This window comes from Nostoc commune NIES-4072 (genome assembly GCF_003113895.1).
GTDB classification, from domain to species: domain Bacteria; phylum Cyanobacteriota; class Cyanobacteriia; order Cyanobacteriales; family Nostocaceae; genus Nostoc; species Nostoc commune.
The window spans coordinates 6,766,052-6,781,425 of the sequence record NZ_BDUD01000001.1; the positions used below are offsets into that span (position 1 = coordinate 6,766,052).

The 15,374-nt window shown below is 40.8% G+C and carries 13 protein-coding genes and 2 pseudogenes; 9 read left to right on the forward strand and 6 right to left on the reverse strand.

All coding sequences use genetic code 11. From position 1 onward, the window contains the following. From CDC33_RS30300 to CDC33_RS30310, 3 genes are all read right to left on the reverse strand, one after another. Positions 1-591, reverse strand: a complete 591-nt coding sequence (locus CDC33_RS30300) for a Uma2 family endonuclease (protein ID WP_109012072.1) — start codon at positions 589-591, stop codon at positions 1-3. Between the two features lie 154 nt (positions 592-745). Further along, the gene (locus tag CDC33_RS30305) at positions 746-1,330 is read right to left on the reverse strand and encodes a DUF2808 domain-containing protein (protein WP_109012073.1); all 585 of its coding nucleotides are present in this window, start codon (positions 1,328-1,330) and stop codon (positions 746-748) included. Between the two features lie 23 nt (positions 1,331-1,353). After that, positions 1,354-1,791: a DoxX family protein gene (locus CDC33_RS30310; protein ID WP_109012074.1), complete on the reverse strand. Its 438-nt coding sequence runs from the start codon at positions 1,789-1,791 to the stop codon at positions 1,354-1,356. Between the two features lie 697 nt (positions 1,792-2,488). Between CDC33_RS30310 and CDC33_RS30315 the strand changes: the two genes are divergently transcribed. Next, on the forward strand, positions 2,489-3,319 hold the full coding sequence (locus CDC33_RS30315) for a lectin OAA family protein (RefSeq protein WP_109012075.1): 831 nt from the start codon (positions 2,489-2,491) through the stop codon (positions 3,317-3,319). Positions 3,320-3,405: 86 nt separating this feature from the next. On the opposite strand, the pseudogene CDC33_RS40720 reads toward CDC33_RS30315, so the two are convergent. Beyond that, a pseudogene (locus tag CDC33_RS40720) lies at positions 3,406-3,486 on the reverse strand (arsenate reductase); the annotation flags it as partial. Between the two features lie 156 nt (positions 3,487-3,642). Between CDC33_RS40720 and CDC33_RS30325 the strand changes: the two are divergent. After that, a complete protein-coding gene (locus CDC33_RS30325) occupies positions 3,643-5,817 on the forward strand; it encodes a DEAD/DEAH box helicase (protein WP_109012076.1) in 2,175 nt (724 codons plus the stop codon). 34 nt (positions 5,818-5,851) lie between these two features. On the opposite strand, the gene CDC33_RS30330 is transcribed toward CDC33_RS30325, so the two are convergent. After that, complete coding sequence (locus CDC33_RS30330) at positions 5,852-6,730, reverse strand: SMP-30/gluconolactonase/LRE family protein (protein WP_109012077.1); 879 nt, start codon at positions 6,728-6,730, stop codon at positions 5,852-5,854. Between the two features lie 269 nt (positions 6,731-6,999). Here CDC33_RS30330 and CDC33_RS30335 point away from each other — a divergent pair. Continuing rightward, positions 7,000-7,516, forward strand: a pseudogene (locus tag CDC33_RS30335) (Uma2 family endonuclease); the annotation flags it as partial. Between the two features lie 24 nt (positions 7,517-7,540). Here the strand turns inward: CDC33_RS30335 and CDC33_RS30340 are convergent. Further along, positions 7,541-8,479 carry an NAD-dependent epimerase/dehydratase family protein gene (locus tag CDC33_RS30340; protein ID WP_109012078.1) on the reverse strand — a complete coding sequence of 313 codons (939 nt, stop codon included), beginning with the start codon at positions 8,477-8,479 and terminating at the stop codon, positions 7,541-7,543. A gap of 342 nt (positions 8,480-8,821) precedes the next feature. Here CDC33_RS30340 and CDC33_RS30345 point away from each other — a divergent pair, with 342 nt between their 5' ends. From CDC33_RS30345 to CDC33_RS30370, 6 genes are all read left to right on the forward strand, one after another. Beyond that, positions 8,822-9,964, forward strand: a complete 1,143-nt coding sequence (locus CDC33_RS30345; RefSeq protein WP_109012079.1) for a glycosyltransferase — start codon at positions 8,822-8,824, stop codon at positions 9,962-9,964. Between the two features lie 111 nt (positions 9,965-10,075). Beyond that, positions 10,076-10,831 (forward strand): undecaprenyl-phosphate galactose phosphotransferase family protein, encoded by a 756-nt coding sequence (locus CDC33_RS30350; protein ID WP_109012080.1) that lies wholly within the window; start codon positions 10,076-10,078, stop codon positions 10,829-10,831. A gap of 499 nt (positions 10,832-11,330) precedes the next feature. Beyond that, complete coding sequence (gene gmd, locus CDC33_RS30355) at positions 11,331-12,410, forward strand: GDP-mannose 4,6-dehydratase (protein WP_109012081.1); 1,080 nt, start codon at positions 11,331-11,333, stop codon at positions 12,408-12,410. A 23-nt stretch (positions 12,411-12,433) separates the two neighbouring features. Beyond that, positions 12,434-13,378 carry a GDP-L-fucose synthase family protein gene (locus CDC33_RS30360; protein ID WP_109012082.1) on the forward strand — a complete coding sequence of 315 codons (945 nt, stop codon included), beginning with the start codon at positions 12,434-12,436 and terminating at the stop codon, positions 13,376-13,378. Positions 13,379-13,451: 73 nt separating this feature from the next. Continuing rightward, positions 13,452-14,030: a 5-formyltetrahydrofolate cyclo-ligase gene (locus CDC33_RS30365; protein WP_109012083.1), complete on the forward strand. Its 579-nt coding sequence runs from the start codon at positions 13,452-13,454 to the stop codon at positions 14,028-14,030. 38 nt (positions 14,031-14,068) lie between these two features. Then, complete coding sequence (locus CDC33_RS30370; RefSeq protein WP_109012084.1) at positions 14,069-15,079, forward strand: catalase family protein; 1,011 nt, start codon at positions 14,069-14,071, stop codon at positions 15,077-15,079. The last annotated feature ends 295 nt before the right edge of the window (positions 15,080-15,374 follow it).

The window sequence follows — 15,374 nt, forward strand, 5'->3', positions numbered from 1 at the left end:
TTATTGATTTCGGATTATCTGCTCAAATTCAACAACAGCGTCATATTGGTCAGGCATGGCGATATAATTGAGCAGCAAAGCTGGATCTAAATCTGGAAAAAACCCACTACGGTCTACTTGTTCGTACTCTTCCTGTTTGTTAAGACGGAATATTTTGATAGAGTTAGATTTCCAAAACCAGACTTCAGGCACTTTTTTAGGTTTATATAACTCCTTCCTGTTGATGGTTCCACTGGTGACGATAATTTCAATCACAATGTCAGGAACTTCTTTTTCTGTGCCAATACTGTAAGACTCATCTGGTGTGCCAGAAGCATAGCCGGGTTCTTCCAAAGTGAAACCACCACGTCTATAAAACCGGATGCCTAACTCTTTCATATAAGCTTCTAGTAGCAAGCCAACAGTACTTTTCACTTTTTCATGCTTATCTCCAATAGGGGACATAATTTCTAATATTCCTGACAAATAAGACAGTCTAACATTGCGGTTTTCCTGAAGTTGTGCCTCAATCCCTTTGAATTGCTCCCAAGAAACATCCTTGAGAGTTACCAGTTTTTCTTCTGTGGGCTGGTCTACAAGTGGGATGCTCATAAAAATGCTTTCCTTATACGCTCACTAATTCTACTTCGATATAGAGTTATTCCAAAGTTTTGCGATCGCTCACTTGCCGTATTGATTCTCAATAAGATTAAGCTGTCTTTGATTACACAAACTTGTGTTTTTCATAGCATTGATATAGCGATGCTTATGGAAACCACCAGCTATTTCTATTGCTGTAAAACTGAAACCGTCCAAAGCCGAGAAATTGTCCGTGGGATTTCTCACCTGCTGGGAACGCTGTCACACCCAATAAGTAAACACCAGAAATGCTGGGATTACTCACAGGGCGGAGGGCGATTGTAACTGTCTGTCCCGGAGTCACAGGTGGATCAAAATTTACAGTAATAGTTCGTGTCTTGCGTTCTGCTGTGACTGGGCCTAGTGTTAGCCGAGATTCTTTGCGTAGGCGTAGCCCGCCGGAGGCATCGCGAGTTCCGACAAATGCGCGGGTATCCTTAAGATTGTAGCGGATGTTGTCTGTTCCCTCCTTTTGTGCGATCGTTACCTTCTGGAGCGATTCTCCAGCATTCTCCGGCACATTAATAGTAAAATAATAAGTTCCACCCCAAACATTCACATCTTTGTAAGTAGTTGTCGCTTTAACAAGTTTCGGCGGTTCTACAAAGTAGACTGTACCATCTCTAAGCTGCACCGCTTGAGTCACCGGAACAGCAACTCCAATGCTTATTGCTAACGAGAGTGTTATCCCAAACAAAGTTGCAACGCGCATAATTCCGATATAAAAAAACGCCCTTATTTCAATTCTAATTCTTTGGGAATGAGCGACTTGGGAATAATAGAAGCTTGTTTTTCCCCATCATAAGATTTCGTGTACCACCAAGCCCAAGCAATTAAAACTGCTTGCAAGGGAAGCCTGACTACGTGTACCCAAGGTGAATTCGGTATATGTTCAATCTTAATAAGATTAACCGCCATATAAACATTGGCAGGGTAAACAGCAATAAAAAGAGCAAGAAGTCCCCAAGCAGCAGCTTGACTTACAGGCGGGACTAATAAACCAATACCACCCAAAATTTCATAAAAGCCACTGAGATAAACTAATCCTAAAGGGTAAGGTAGTTGCGGCGGCACAATTTTGACATATTCTTCTGGAACAAGGAAGTGTGTCACTCCAACCACAATGATGCATATAGCAAGGATGACACGTAATATTTCCTTATATTTATTCATGGATTTTGCCTCATCATATACTTCCCTCTGTTAATTCAGTTTGACTGACAGATGTTAATCTGCCTTGAGTCAATAGGAGTAAAAATCAACAAAATTTTCCCAAGTACTTACCAAAACAGTGCTGAGTGCTGTTAGCGGATAGCTATGGTTTAGCCCGTAATGAGTGCTGAGTAAAAAAGCAATAATTGCACTCAGCACCCATGAAAAAAGTGATTGCAAGTATAAATATAACTGATGCACCGGGCTGTACTAAAGGATTTATTAACTATGTCACGGCTCGGTTAGTGAAGCAAAACAACATTTTTATCAAAAATTTTCTTAACTACCCTTGTGCTTTTAAGCATAATTGTATTAGTATAAATACGACAGCGTAAAACAAGCATATTTGCTGTTTAACAGTACTTTTGCCAAAATAGCCTAAGACAAGCGCTTGCTTGACTATGAGGCAGAAACTAGAATCTGCACTCAAATGTACACAACAGTTAAAACTACTTCTACTAAGCCATACAGAACAGAATTTTCTTGACTGAATTTTTTGTTACATGGCAAAAAGAAGTATTTAAAATCTTAGGTTTGTTCGATGTCAAGCCTCGTAATTTGGCGGAGGTATTGTTAATTGTGCGTAATTTTTTCCGAAATCAAATTGGATTGCTATAGATTCACTTTGACTAAACAATCAAAACTTTGGAGGAAAACAATGACAGCTACAACAACAACTAATGCTAATAATCTATACAATGTACAAAATCAGTGGGGTGGTGCCTCTGCTCCGTGGAATCCTGGCGGAGTATGGGTAATTGGAGCTAGAGCAGATCAGCGCATTGTCGAACTCAAAGTTTCATCAAGTGACAACGGCAAGACACTTAATGGAACTACGACCTATGCTGGTGAAGGCCCCATCGGTTTTAGGGCTACCTTAACTGGGAGCGACACCTACAACGTAGAAAACCAATGGGGAGGCTCATCTGCTCCGTGGAATCCTGGTGGGACTTGGGTACTTGGCTCTCGGGGAAATCAAAATGTTGTTGCGATCGATGTTACATCCAACGATGGCGGTAAAACCCTGACTGGAACTATCACTTATGCTGGTGAAGGCCCCATCGGTTTTAAGAGTGCTGCTGTTGATGGCCGTGTCTATAATGTGGAAAACCAATGGGGAGGCTCATCTGCTCCGTGGAATCCTGGTGGGGCTTGGGTACTTGGCTCTCGGGCAAATCAAAATGTTGTTGCGATCAATATTACATCCAGCGACGGTGGTAAAACCCTGACTGGAACTATCACTTATGCTGGTGAAGGCCCCATCGGCTTTAAAGGTAACATTATCGCCGGCAACAACTACACAGTAGAAAACCAGTGGGGTGGTAATACAGCACCGTGGAATCCTGGTGGAACTTGGCTAATCGGTGCTCGTGTGGGACAGAATGTAGTGGCGCTCAACGTCACATCTAGTGATAGTGGGAAAACCCTAACTGGAACTACGACATATTCTGGTGAAGGGCCTATCGGCTTCCGATCGCACCAAATCTAAAAAGGCGATTGCACTATACCAGTTCTCGGTTAAGTGAGGTACAAGAAACCTACCCTCAACCCCCTCAACGAAACAGCGTAGAGGGGGTTAATGTTGTTGTGTTGGAGCCACGTCAAAGCTTTTTTGCAAGTCTTGCAATTGGGAATTCCGTAGACTTGAATAGACATTAAACAATTATGCAACAATCTCCATATATGACAATATGACATAGCAGGGGGAACTTCTGCCACCAATGCTTTTATGCTTGAATTTCTACGGTAGAAATTTAAGGGTAGCGATCGCTCGAAAGCAACTAATGTCCACACTATTTATCCATAAAAAATATGAGCGACGCCTTTAGCCGACTTGCACCTTTCATCCAAGAATATATTTATCATCACCAATGGACTGAATTACGACCAGTTCAAATTGCCGCTTGTCAAGTTATATTTGACACCAATGCTCATTTACTAGTTACTGCTGCAACTGCTGCGGGTAAAACAGAAGCAGCTTTCCTACCAGTTTTGACTCTGTTACATGCTAACCCTGCTGCAACTATAGGAGCATTATATATAAGTCCAATCAAAGCTTTAATTAACGATCAATTTGAGCGTCTAAACAACTTACTTAAAGAAGCAGATATTCCAGTTTGGCACTGGCACGGTGATGTTTCTCAAACTCGAAAAAACAAACTTTTAAAAAACCCTCAAGGTATTCTACAAATTACACCAGAATCTTTAGAAAGCTTGTTAATCAACAAAAATAACGATCTCCTTCGCTTATTTGGTGATTTAAGATTTGTCATCATTGACGAGATTCACACTTTTATGGGAAGCGATCGCGGTTGTCAAATTATTTGTCAATTACAACGTTTAGCAAAGTTGACGCAAAAGCAACCGCGCCGTATTGGTTTGTCGGCAACTCTTGGTGATTACTCAATAGCGGAAGATTGGTTGCGTTCAGGAACAGATAAGCCAGTGATTACACCGCAAACTGACGGCATAAAACGCCAAATTAAATTAGCTGTAGAACATTTTTATATTACTGATGAAGTAGATGAATCAGAGGCGACAGCTTATGAAAAATATATTTTCAACCTCAGCCAATCTAGCAAATGTTTGATATTCGCTAATAATCGCACGCAAACTGAATCTGTAATAGCATCTTTGCGACAAATTGCTACAGAACAAAGGCTACCAGATATATATCATGTGCATCATGGAAGTATATCTGCTAGCTTGCGGCAAGCTGCTGAAAATGCGATGCGTGAACCTAACAATCCAGCAGTTACCGCCGCCACTCTGACTTTAGAATTAGGCATAGATATCGGTCATTTAGAGCGAGTTATTCAGTTAGAATCACCCTTGTCTGTAGCTAGCTTTTTACAGCGTTTAGGACGTAGTGGCAGAAGAGGTGAAGCTGCTGATATGCGCTTTATCTGTACTGAAGACAAACCATTATTAGAAGCTTCTTTACCGGAGCAAATACCCTGGCAAATTTTGCAGTCTATTGCTATCATTCAACTTTATTTAGAGGAGCAATGGATTGAACCAATTAGACCGATTAAATATCCTTTGAGTTTGCTGTATCACCAAACAATGAGTATTTTAACAGCAGCAGCAGAAATTTCACCTAATGCCTTAGCTAAACAAATTTTTAGCTTGCCGCCCTTTGCTGCTATTTTAAAAGAAGATTTTCAATTATTGCTCCGCTATTTAATTGATATTGGTCATATTCAGCATACTGAGCAAGGTAAATTAATTCTGGGTTTGGCAGGAGAAAAGATTGTGAGAAAATTCCAGTTTTATGCTGTCTTTGCTGAACAGCAAGAATATATTGTTAAGCAAGGTGCAACGCAAATTGGCAGTATCGTCACACCGCCTGCTGTTGGAAATCAATTTGCTTTAGCTGGGAGAACTTGGGAAGTCGTAGAAGTTGACTTTAAAAAGAAAGCTATTTTTGTTAAACAAGCCGAGGGTAAAGCTAGTATTTATTGGCGTGGTGGTAGTGGTACTATTCACACCAAAGTTTTACAACGAATGCAACAAGTTCTATTTGAAAATGTCGAGTACAGCTATTTGCAAAAAAATGCTTTGCAACGATTACGTAAAGTTCGCCAATTGGTGCAGCAGGTAGGATTAGATAAACAAAATATATTGCAATTAGAAAAGGGTAAATGCTGCATTTTTCCCTGGATGGGTACGGTTGCTTATCGCACTTTAGAAAGATTACTCAACTCCTACTGTCGAGAATCGTTGGAAATTACAAGTATTGGCGGAGTTAATCCTTATTATTTAACAATTAAATTAGGCAAGGATAAATTTAAATATCTTCATCACGAAATTGCTTCATTGTGTGAGCAAAGAATTACCTCAGAAGATTTACTCAGTACTTCAGAAGCACCAGAAATTCAAAAGTATGATCAATTTATTCCTCATTCACTTTTACGAAAAGCTTTTGCTAGCGATTCTTTAGATATGAAAGAACTTAAACAGCAAGTGGCACTTTGGAGACAATAAAACATAAGACAATAATTTAATTACCTGGAAATTTCTATAATTTAGAAAAACTATAATTAGGTAATCCAGCAACATCAGTTTGGAGAGCAAACAAATCACCAGAGTAAAAACTTTTTTCGATCTCTGCTTGGCTGAGTCCAACTGAAGCAGTGGTTATGTAGAGTGTTTGCAAATCTTCGCCGCCAAAAGTACAGCTAGTTGGTACTTGCACAGGTAGCTTTATCCGCAATATCTCTTCACCCTTGGGATTAAAACGAATTACACACCATCCATCCCACATAGCTGACCAAATATGCCCTTCACTGTCTATTGCCAAACCATCTGGATGGAAGGATTCATGAGTTAAATCAATAAAAACTCTGCGATTACTAATATTTCCTGTTATTGAATTAAAGTCGTAAGCATATATTTTTTGCTGAGGAGAATCTGTTAAGTAAAATGTCTTTTGATCTGGACTCCACCCTAAACCATTAGAAATAGTTAATCCTGTTTCCATTACATGCAATGAACCATCATTATCATAACGATATAGGCTAGCCTGTGGTTTTTCTAAAGAACACATTGAGCCAAACCAAAAACGTCCTTGAGAGTCACATTTACCATCATTGAAACGATTATCTGGTAAATCTCCTTCAATTTCCAAAATGGGGGTGACTTCACCTGTCTGGGTATTGAGAAATGCCAGATGATGGCGCAGTAACATGATTAATCTATCTGCACCTGCTGTTGCGATCGCACCGACGACATCTCCCACATCAAAAAAGCAGTTTTCCCCCGTAGCAGGATTGAACTGATGCACCCGATGGTTATAAATATCGACCCAGTACAGTAGGTTTTTGGTTGAGTCCCAAATGGGGCCTTCACCCAAACGGGCCCTGGCTTCTAGAACATTGTGGAGTGGATATTGCCCCATAAACAGTTAATTTAAATATTAAATCCTTAAAAGATATACCTAAATCTTTGCTTTCATTAGGTAAAACATTTCCGACACATTTACACCATTTCTTCCTTTTTATTCAAGTTCAGGGTTTGTATACCACTTTTAAATTCCTGTTCCAGTAAAAACTAAAGATGCAATTTATCGCATCTTTCCCAGGTATAAGAAAAAATATTTTCTTTTAACTTTGGTCAAACTTTTATCGTGATCCGTTAACTTAAAATTAGTCGGTCAGGATTCCCCTTATGTACCAAACAGACCCTCCACGCCCTCCAATAGAAACCCTACCCACCATGTACGATCTTCCCAGTGAATACCCGGAGGACTCTGGTTTGCCTGACGAATTTCACCTTTTTCAACCCCAACTTTTGCGCGAAACGTTCTTTCCACCCAACTATCCAGTAGATGAGGTATTTGTTGGCACTGATTTAAACCTTTACTATGACCTTCGGCATACACTATGGTACAAACGCCCGGACTGGTTTGCTGCTGTGGGAGTTTCACGTCTCTACGAACAGCAAAACCTGCGTCTGAGTTATGTCATCTGGCAAGAAGGGGTTGCTCCTTTTGTAGTAGTAGAATTGCTTTCTCCTGGCACTGAAAAAGAAGACTTAGGACAAACTTTGCGGGAGATTAACCAACCGCTAACCAAATGGGAAGTTTATGAGAGGATTTTACGAGTTCCTTACTACATTGTGTTTGACCGCTACACTGACAAACTTCAAGCATTTCAATTAGTTGCAGATAGCTACAGTGAATCAGTGATTTCTAAGATAACCTTGCTTTTTAAACAGCTTCTAAAATCTCTTCATCTACAGAGAAATCAACATCAGCCCTATCTTTTGCATTCGCCAAATAATCATTTTCCAAAGAATCTTGCAACCCAGAAATTAAATCATATTCAGGATGCCAATTTAATTCTGTTTGCGCTTTATTTACTGAAGCAAAGAAATGCTGCACTCGCATCGGAAAAGCTTTGCGTTTGCCAAAATCAAACTTTTTCGGGTCGTAATGGACGATTTTTACATTATCGGGTGATTTGCCAGCCGCTACAGCACTAGCACGGGCTAAACCATCAAAAGTGACAAAGCGATCGCCAGAGATATTATAAATCTGTCCTATGGCTTGTTCATTGCCTAAAACCTGAGTCAAAGCTTTAGCTAAGTCTTTTACATGACCAAACTGGGTAATATGCAAGCCATTTCCAGGGATGGGAATGGGGCGATCGCGCACAATTCTATCAAAAAACCAGCCTTCCAACTCATTATAATTACGAGGCCCGTAAATATAAGTAGGACGAATGGAAGTAAAAGGTAATCCCAATTGAGTCAGGTAAGCTTCTGTTTCATGTTTACCCTTATGGCGACTTTTAGGATCTACTGGATCACCTTCGACATGGGGCAATTGGTCAGATTTGAGATAGACCCCCGCAGAACTCATATAGACAAAATGTTGCACTCGGTCTTGAAAAATCTCCGCCAGTGGTTGAGTATCAATAAGTTCCCGCCCGTTATTGTCAAAAATGACATCAAAGTTTTCTTGTGATAATTTTGCCTTTAATTGAGTAGCATCAGTGCGATCGCCTATAATTTGTCCTACTCCCTCTAAAGCAGGTGCTGGCCGATTTCCCCGATTGAACAGCACCACCTCATGTCCTTGTTCCACTAATAGTTGAGTTAAATAGACACCAATGAACCGAGTACCACCAATAATTAAAATTCGCATAAATTCACCATTTCTATATCAGTTGTTGTCAAGGGAGTAGGGAGTAGGGAGTGGGGAGTAGGGGAAAAGCAGGGGAGGCAGGGGAAGCAGGGGAGGCAGGGTAAGAATAACTATTAGTATTCCCCATTCCCCATTCCCCATTCCCCATGCCCCATGCCCCATGCCCAATGCCCATTCCCCACTCTGAGATTATCAGGTTGCAGCATCCATCTGGAACCTCTAAGGTAAAATTGCGTCTTATGTGCTAATCTGGGGCGCTTCCCATTAATTAATCACAGGGGAAGACTTTTCAGTTAACGTCATCAAGTTGCCCTTTGTAATTTCAATTTATTCAAGTTAGCTGTGCCCTTGAAATATGCTCTGGTTCATGAGTGGCTGACACCCAAAGCCACCGGTGGTTCAGAACTCGTTGTACGAGAAATTTTGAATCATATTGATGCTGATTTGTATGCTCTCATAGATTTTGAATCCAGTAATCCTGAAAGTTATTTATATAAGCGTCAAATTGGCAAGACGTTTCTCCAGAACTTACCATCTGCCCGCAACGGTATACAAAAATACTTGCCTTTGTGGCCTTTGGCAATTGAACAACTTGATTTGCGGCATTATGACGTAATTCTGTCTTCATCCCACGCTGTTGCCAAAGGAATCCTTACCACTCCCGAACAGATGCATATTTGCTACTGTCACAGCCCTATGCGCTATGCCTGGGACTTGACTTTTGATTATCTGCGCCACAGCAAAATGGGTAGTGGTGTCGCTGGGTGGGTGACACGATATTTATTACATCGTTTGCGCCAGTGGGATGTATTGAGTGCTAATCGCGTTGATTATTTCATTGCTAACTCGCAACATACATCTCGGCGGATTTGGCGTTGCTATCGACGAGAAGCAACAGTCATTTACCCACCAGTGAATATTGCTCAATTTCCATTTCTGTCTGAGAAAGAGGACTTTTACCTGACAGTTTCCCGGTTAGTGAGTTACAAGCAAATATCGTTGATTGTCAAGGCTTTTAATCAACTAAAGCGACCATTAGTAGTCATTGGTACAGGAGATGAAATGAACAAAATTCGCGAGATAGCAAACTCTAATATCCAAATACTGGGATGGCAATCCGATAATGTGGTAAAAAACTATATGTCTAGGGCTAAGGCGTTTGTATATGCAGCTTGTGAAGATTTTGGTATCGCTCTAGTGGAAGCACAAGCCTGTGGCACGCCAGTGATTGCCTACGGTGCAGGAGGTGCTTTAGAAACAGTGCGAGATATCCGCTCTGGTGCGGATACAGGGACAGGTATATTCTTCAAGACGCAAACAGAGGCGGCTTTGGTGGAGGCAGTAGAAAAATTTGAAGTGTATGAGGGTTCGTTCAGTTCCGAGTATATGCGATCGCACGCCGCGCAGTTCTCACCGCAAATTTTTGCAGATCGTTATCTAGATTTTGTAAACAAATGTAACGAAAAAAGACCATTTTTGCAATGATGGTCTTGAATAACGTCTTATTTTTTTAGGCTTTTGGCAATTTTCCCCAGAAGCACCTCATTTTGGCTTTAATATTGGGACTATGTGTGGTGTGGATTATTAAGGAGTATGATGACTGCCCAGAGCTCACTCCTCTCCGGCAAACGAGGCGTAAGGCAAGACACCAGAACGTCTACGCGTTTCTTAAAACGCCCTCAAAAAACGAAAACACCAAAAGTTAAACCTAAAGGTTTATCTTTTCAGGGTTTAAACGGAGAGTTTGCCAAACGACTGTTCGATATAGTGTTTTCGCTGTCAGTGTTAATTTTATTCTTGCCCGTCTACTTAATTTTGGCCTTGCTGATTGCTTTCAGCTCAGAAGGCCCAATTTTTTATGTCCAAGAACGGGTAGGGAAAAATTACAAAACGTTTAATTGTATTAAATTCCGAACAATGGTAAGCAATGCTGATGAAATCCTCATGCAAATGATGGAAACATCACCCGAATTGCGACAAGAATTTGAAAGCAGTTTTAAGCTGAAACAAGACCCCCGGATTACCAAAATTGGTCGATTTTTGCGAATTACTAGCTTAGACGAATTTCCCCAGTTCTGGAACGTTTTAAAAGGGGACATGAGTGTAGTCGGCCCCCGACCCTTGGTAGCAGAAGAACTGCCAAAATACGGTTCTTACATTGATGAGATTTTAACAATCCGTCCAGGAATTACAGGTTTGTGGCAGGTGTCTGGGCGTAATGATATTCCCTACCCTCGGCGAGTTCAAATAGACCTGCATTATGCTAGGTTTAGGAATCTCTGGCTTGATTTATGGATCATCTTGAAAACTGTTGATGTGGTTATTCTGCCCAAAAATAACGGGGCATACTAAATAACTATTTAGGGTCGATTATGTGGGGCAGTTAATGCCCCTAAATACCAATTTTTATTTAAGACTAAACGATTGTTCTTTTTTATCTATATAGTTATCTATAATTTATGCGTTTCTACTTAACTTAGACTTTTTTGAGTGTGTATCTGTGGTTTGCTTTGCTCTTATTCGGATTTTTGGCAAAAGTCTAATTTAAAATATTTATTTTATTCAGTCTTTACAAAACCTATTACATTATAAAGTTTTCACAAACAAAGAACGTACACAAAAAGAATCTTAATTTATATAGGAAAAGAAATATATATATTTAAACAATCTTGATATATCTAGGTTAAACTTACGTGTTAAATTACTTTTTATTAAGTATATCTATTTACGGAGAAAGTCTCTTAACAACAAATAACTCGTAGGTTTACCATTAGGCAATTGAGCAATTAGTTGCTAGGTTGTATCAGATTGGCTGTAACTTTTTAATCAAAGACATAAGGGATAATTAAGCATGACGCAACAGAAACGAGCGTTGATTACTGGTATTACTGGTCAAGATGGTTCATATCTAAGTGAATTTTTGTTGGAACAAGGTTATGAGGTTCATGGCATTATTCGCCGGACTTCTACCTTTAACACAGACCGCATCGATCACATTTACGAAGACCCCCACAAAGAGGGAGTGCGGTTGTTTCTTCATTATGGTGACTTGACAGATGGTACAACGTTGCGACGCATTTTAGAAGAAGTCCAGCCAGTAGAGATTTATAACCTGGGCGCTCAATCCCATGTCAGAGTAAGCTTTGATTCACCAGAATATACGGTGGATGCTGTCGGAATGGGAACGTTACGTCTGTTGGAAGCAATTCGGGACTATCAGCACCGTACCGGAATTCAGGTGCGATTTTACCAGGCGGGTTCTTCAGAAATGTACGGTTTAGTACAAGCAATACCTCAAACCGAGACAACGCCCTTTTATCCTCGTAGTCCCTATGCCTGTGCGAAAGTATACGCCCACTGGCAAACTGTAAATTATCGTGAGTCTTATAATTTGTTTGCTTGTAATGGCATACTTTTTAACCACGAGTCACCACGGCGGGGTGAAACCTTTGTAACCCGCAAAATTACTAGAGCAGTGGCTGGTATCGTTGCTGGTAAGCAGAAAAAAATTTACATGGGTAATCTAGACGCCAAGCGAGATTGGGGCTATGCAAAGGATTACGTCAAAGCAATGTGGTTGATGTTGCAGAAAGACCAGCCAGACGATTACGTAATTGCTACTGGTGAAACCCACTCGGTGCGCGAGTTTTTAGAACTGGCATTTAATTACGTAAATCTCAATTGGGAAAATTATGTAGAGTTTGATGAGCGTTATCTTCGTCCATCTGAGGTAGAGTTATTGATTGGCGATTCTACCAAAGCACGGCAGAAGTTGGGGTGGGCACCATCAGTAACCTTTGAAGAACTAGTTTCCTTAATGGTAGAAGCAGATTTACAAGCATTGGGTCAGACTTCACCTAATGGAAATGGTTCGCAATTTCCATTAGATATTGCGACTATTCGTCAACAACTGGGCGCTTTGCACTTCTGATTCGCACCACAGAGGATAAAAATATGACTGGCTTAGAATTAAAAAATAAACGCATTCTTGTCACTGGTGGGTCGGGGTTTCTAGGTCGTCAGGTGATAGATCAACTGTGTAAAGCAGGGGCTAATCATGAGAAGATTACAGTAACGCGATCGCGCGATTGTGATTTGCGTATTTGGGAAAATAGCCAACGCGCAGTTGACCAGCAAGACGTAATTATTCACCTAGCAGCTCATGTTGGGGGTATCGGTCTGAACCGTGAAAAACCTGCTGAGTTGTTCTACGATAACTTGATGATGGGAACACAGCTAATTCATGCTGCCTATCAAGCTGGAGTAGAAAAGTTTGTTTGTGTTGGCACAATCTGCGCCTATCCTAAATTTACCCCCGTACCATTCAAAGAAGATGATCTTTGGAATGGCTACCCAGAAGAAACCAACGCCCCCTACGGAATTGCGAAAAAAGCCCTTTTAGTCCAATTGCAATCTTACCGCCAGCAGTACGGTTTTAATGGAATTTATCTACTGCCAGTGAATTTATATGGCCCAGAAGATAACTTTGACACAGGAAGTTCTCACGTTATTCCAGCATTAGTTCGCAAAGTTCACGAAGCCCAAATTAAGGCAGAAAAGCAACTCCCAGTTTGGGGTGATGGCAGTCCCACCCGTGAGTTTCTGTATTCAGAAGATGCAGCGCGGGGGATTGTTATGGGAACTCAATTCTATAACGAATCAGAACCAGTTAACCTGGGAACAGGTTATGAAATCTCCATCTTTGATTTAGTAACTTTAATCTGCGAATTGATGGAGTTTAAGGGTGAAATTATTTGGCAAACTGACAAGCCTAATGGTCAACCCCGCCGTTGTTTAGATACTGAACGAGCAAAGCAAGCCTTTAATTTCACGGCTCAGGTGGGCTTTGAGCAAGGGCTAAAGAATACTATTGAATGGTATCGTCAACACGCTCTATAACAATGTATCGCTAAGTGTAAGCTGATATAAGCTGGGCATTGCCCAGCTTATTTGTTTGAAGCTATAAATTTTCATGGACAAAGTTAATCATCAATTAAATAAAGCAGAACTAAGGCGCACTTTACTTAAAACCCGTCAATCAATGCCCGTTCGAGACTGGAGAGAAAAAAGCGATCGCTTATGCTTTCATTTACAAAACTCTACTTTGTTTACCCAAGCAAAAACAATACTCGCTTATTTCAGCTTTCGCCAAGAACCCGATCTCAGTCCACTATTTGCAAGCACCAAGTACCGTTGGGGATTTCCTCGCTGCATTGATAAAAAATCCCTATCTTGGCATATTTGGACACCGAGTGATTCTATCCAAAGCGGCGCTTATGGCATTACTGAACCACACCCCGACGCTCCCCTATTAGATCCGGCTGAAGTAGATTTGATTCTTGTTCCTAGTGTCGCTTGCGACTATCAAGGATATCGCTTAGGCTATGGCGGTGGATATTACGATCGCTTGCTCAGTTTACCGCAGTGGCAGACAAAGCCGACTATCGGAATTGTCTTCGAGTTTGCCTATTTGTCCGAAATACTTAGTGAACCTTGGGATAAACCACTACAAGCAGTTTCTACGGAAACCGGATTGACTCAGAAAGGCTAAAGGATTCAGGATGGTGAGGACACATCATCAAATGTTTTATGACTAACCCAACGTCATCTACCATTGAGCAGGAAGCAACAATCGACGATATTATCGCAACTAGCCTGCAAGCTCAACAAAAAACCGGCCCAGACCTCCGCCAAATTCATAGCAAAAGTCATGGACTCCTTTCGGGAGAGTTTATTATTGAACCCAATCTTCCTGAAGACCTGAGAGTAGGTTTGTTCAAAACGCCCCAAACTTATCCTGTGTGGATTCGTTTCTCTAATGGTGGTGCGCCTCAAAAGCGTGGTCAATTCAACTCCGATAGCCAACCTGATGTTCGCGGTATCGCCATTAAGGTGATGAATGTGGACGGGCAAAAAGTGCTGGATGATGAACAAAAAACTCAAGATTTTATACTCAACAATTATCCTACTTTCTTTACCAAAGACGTTCGTGATTATGCTGATATTTCCAAAGCAGGTAGTGGAGAACTTACCCCAGAGCGCCTGGAAGAACTTGGTTATGCCTTCGCTATCTTACAAAAAATTGTCAGCCACAAGGTAGGAAATCCGCTTTTGATTCAATATTGGAGCATGGCTCCGTTTAAGTTTGGTAATCGCATTGTAAAATTGTCTGTCAAATCTCAACAGCCTGAACAACCACCAGAAACACTTCCAGAATCAGAAAATTACCTCCGAGAAGCGATTGTCAAATATTTGACTAAAGAAGGTCGAGAAGCGTCTTTTGACTTTTTAATTCAGTTTTATGTAGACGATGAAAAAACGCCGATTGAAGACCACGTTAAAGAATGGCAAGAAGCAGATTCACCGTTTATTAAAGTTGCAACTGTCCGCATTCCCAGTCAGAAATTTGACTTTGAAGAACGCAAACGTTTAGATGAGGGTATATTGTTTTCCCCTTGGCATACATTGCTAGAACATGAGCCTGTTGGCAGCGTGAATCTCTCTCGCAAGAGGCTTTACAGCGAACTTGCGAAGTATCGACGAGAACAAATTGCCCAACGTTCGCGGGAACCACAACCTTATGTAGCGGTTGAAGATTAATCACTTTCAGTAGTGCTGAGTACTGAGTGCTGAGTGCTGAGTATAACCCCATAGTTAAAACTAGGGGATTGAAAAAAAGGACGTATTTTTTCTTGCACTACGTGTCTCAAAAAAAATATTTTTATTTTTTTCATAAATAAATTTAGGGGCTTCAGACCCTATATGCTGAGTGCAATTAATTTTACTTTTTACTCAGCACTCAGCACTGTTTTGGTGAATTTGCTTCAAACTGTCAGATAAACTTTTAAAAGCTGTGTGTACAACATCGGACTTTATGCCAATTAAATCTAATTAG

Bases quoted from the DNA above. Each gene is read 5' to 3' on its own strand.
- CDC33_RS30300 (WP_109012072.1), bottom strand. From the start codon at position 591: ATGAGCATCCCACTTGTAGACCAGCCCACAGAAGAAAAACTGGTAACT.
- CDC33_RS30305 (WP_109012073.1), bottom strand. From the start codon at position 1,330: ATGCGCGTTGCAACTTTGTTTGGGATAACACTCTCGTTAGCAATAAGC.
- CDC33_RS30310 (WP_109012074.1), bottom strand. From the start codon at position 1,791: ATGAATAAATATAAGGAAATATTACGTGTCATCCTTGCTATATGCATC.
- CDC33_RS30315 (WP_109012075.1), top strand. From the start codon at position 2,489: ATGACAGCTACAACAACAACTAATGCTAATAATCTATACAATGTACAA.
- CDC33_RS30325 (WP_109012076.1), top strand. From the start codon at position 3,643: ATGAGCGACGCCTTTAGCCGACTTGCACCTTTCATCCAAGAATATATT.
- CDC33_RS30330 (WP_109012077.1), bottom strand. From the start codon at position 6,730: ATGGGGCAATATCCACTCCACAATGTTCTAGAAGCCAGGGCCCGTTTG.
- CDC33_RS30340 (WP_109012078.1), bottom strand. From the start codon at position 8,479: ATGCGAATTTTAATTATTGGTGGTACTCGGTTCATTGGTGTCTATTTA.
- CDC33_RS30350 (WP_109012080.1), top strand. From the start codon at position 10,076: ATGACTGCCCAGAGCTCACTCCTCTCCGGCAAACGAGGCGTAAGGCAA.
- gmd (WP_109012081.1), top strand. From the start codon at position 11,331: ATGACGCAACAGAAACGAGCGTTGATTACTGGTATTACTGGTCAAGAT.
- CDC33_RS30360 (WP_109012082.1), top strand. From the start codon at position 12,434: ATGACTGGCTTAGAATTAAAAAATAAACGCATTCTTGTCACTGGTGGG.
- CDC33_RS30365 (WP_109012083.1), top strand. From the start codon at position 13,452: ATGGACAAAGTTAATCATCAATTAAATAAAGCAGAACTAAGGCGCACT.
- CDC33_RS30370 (WP_109012084.1), top strand. From the start codon at position 14,069: ATGACTAACCCAACGTCATCTACCATTGAGCAGGAAGCAACAATCGAC.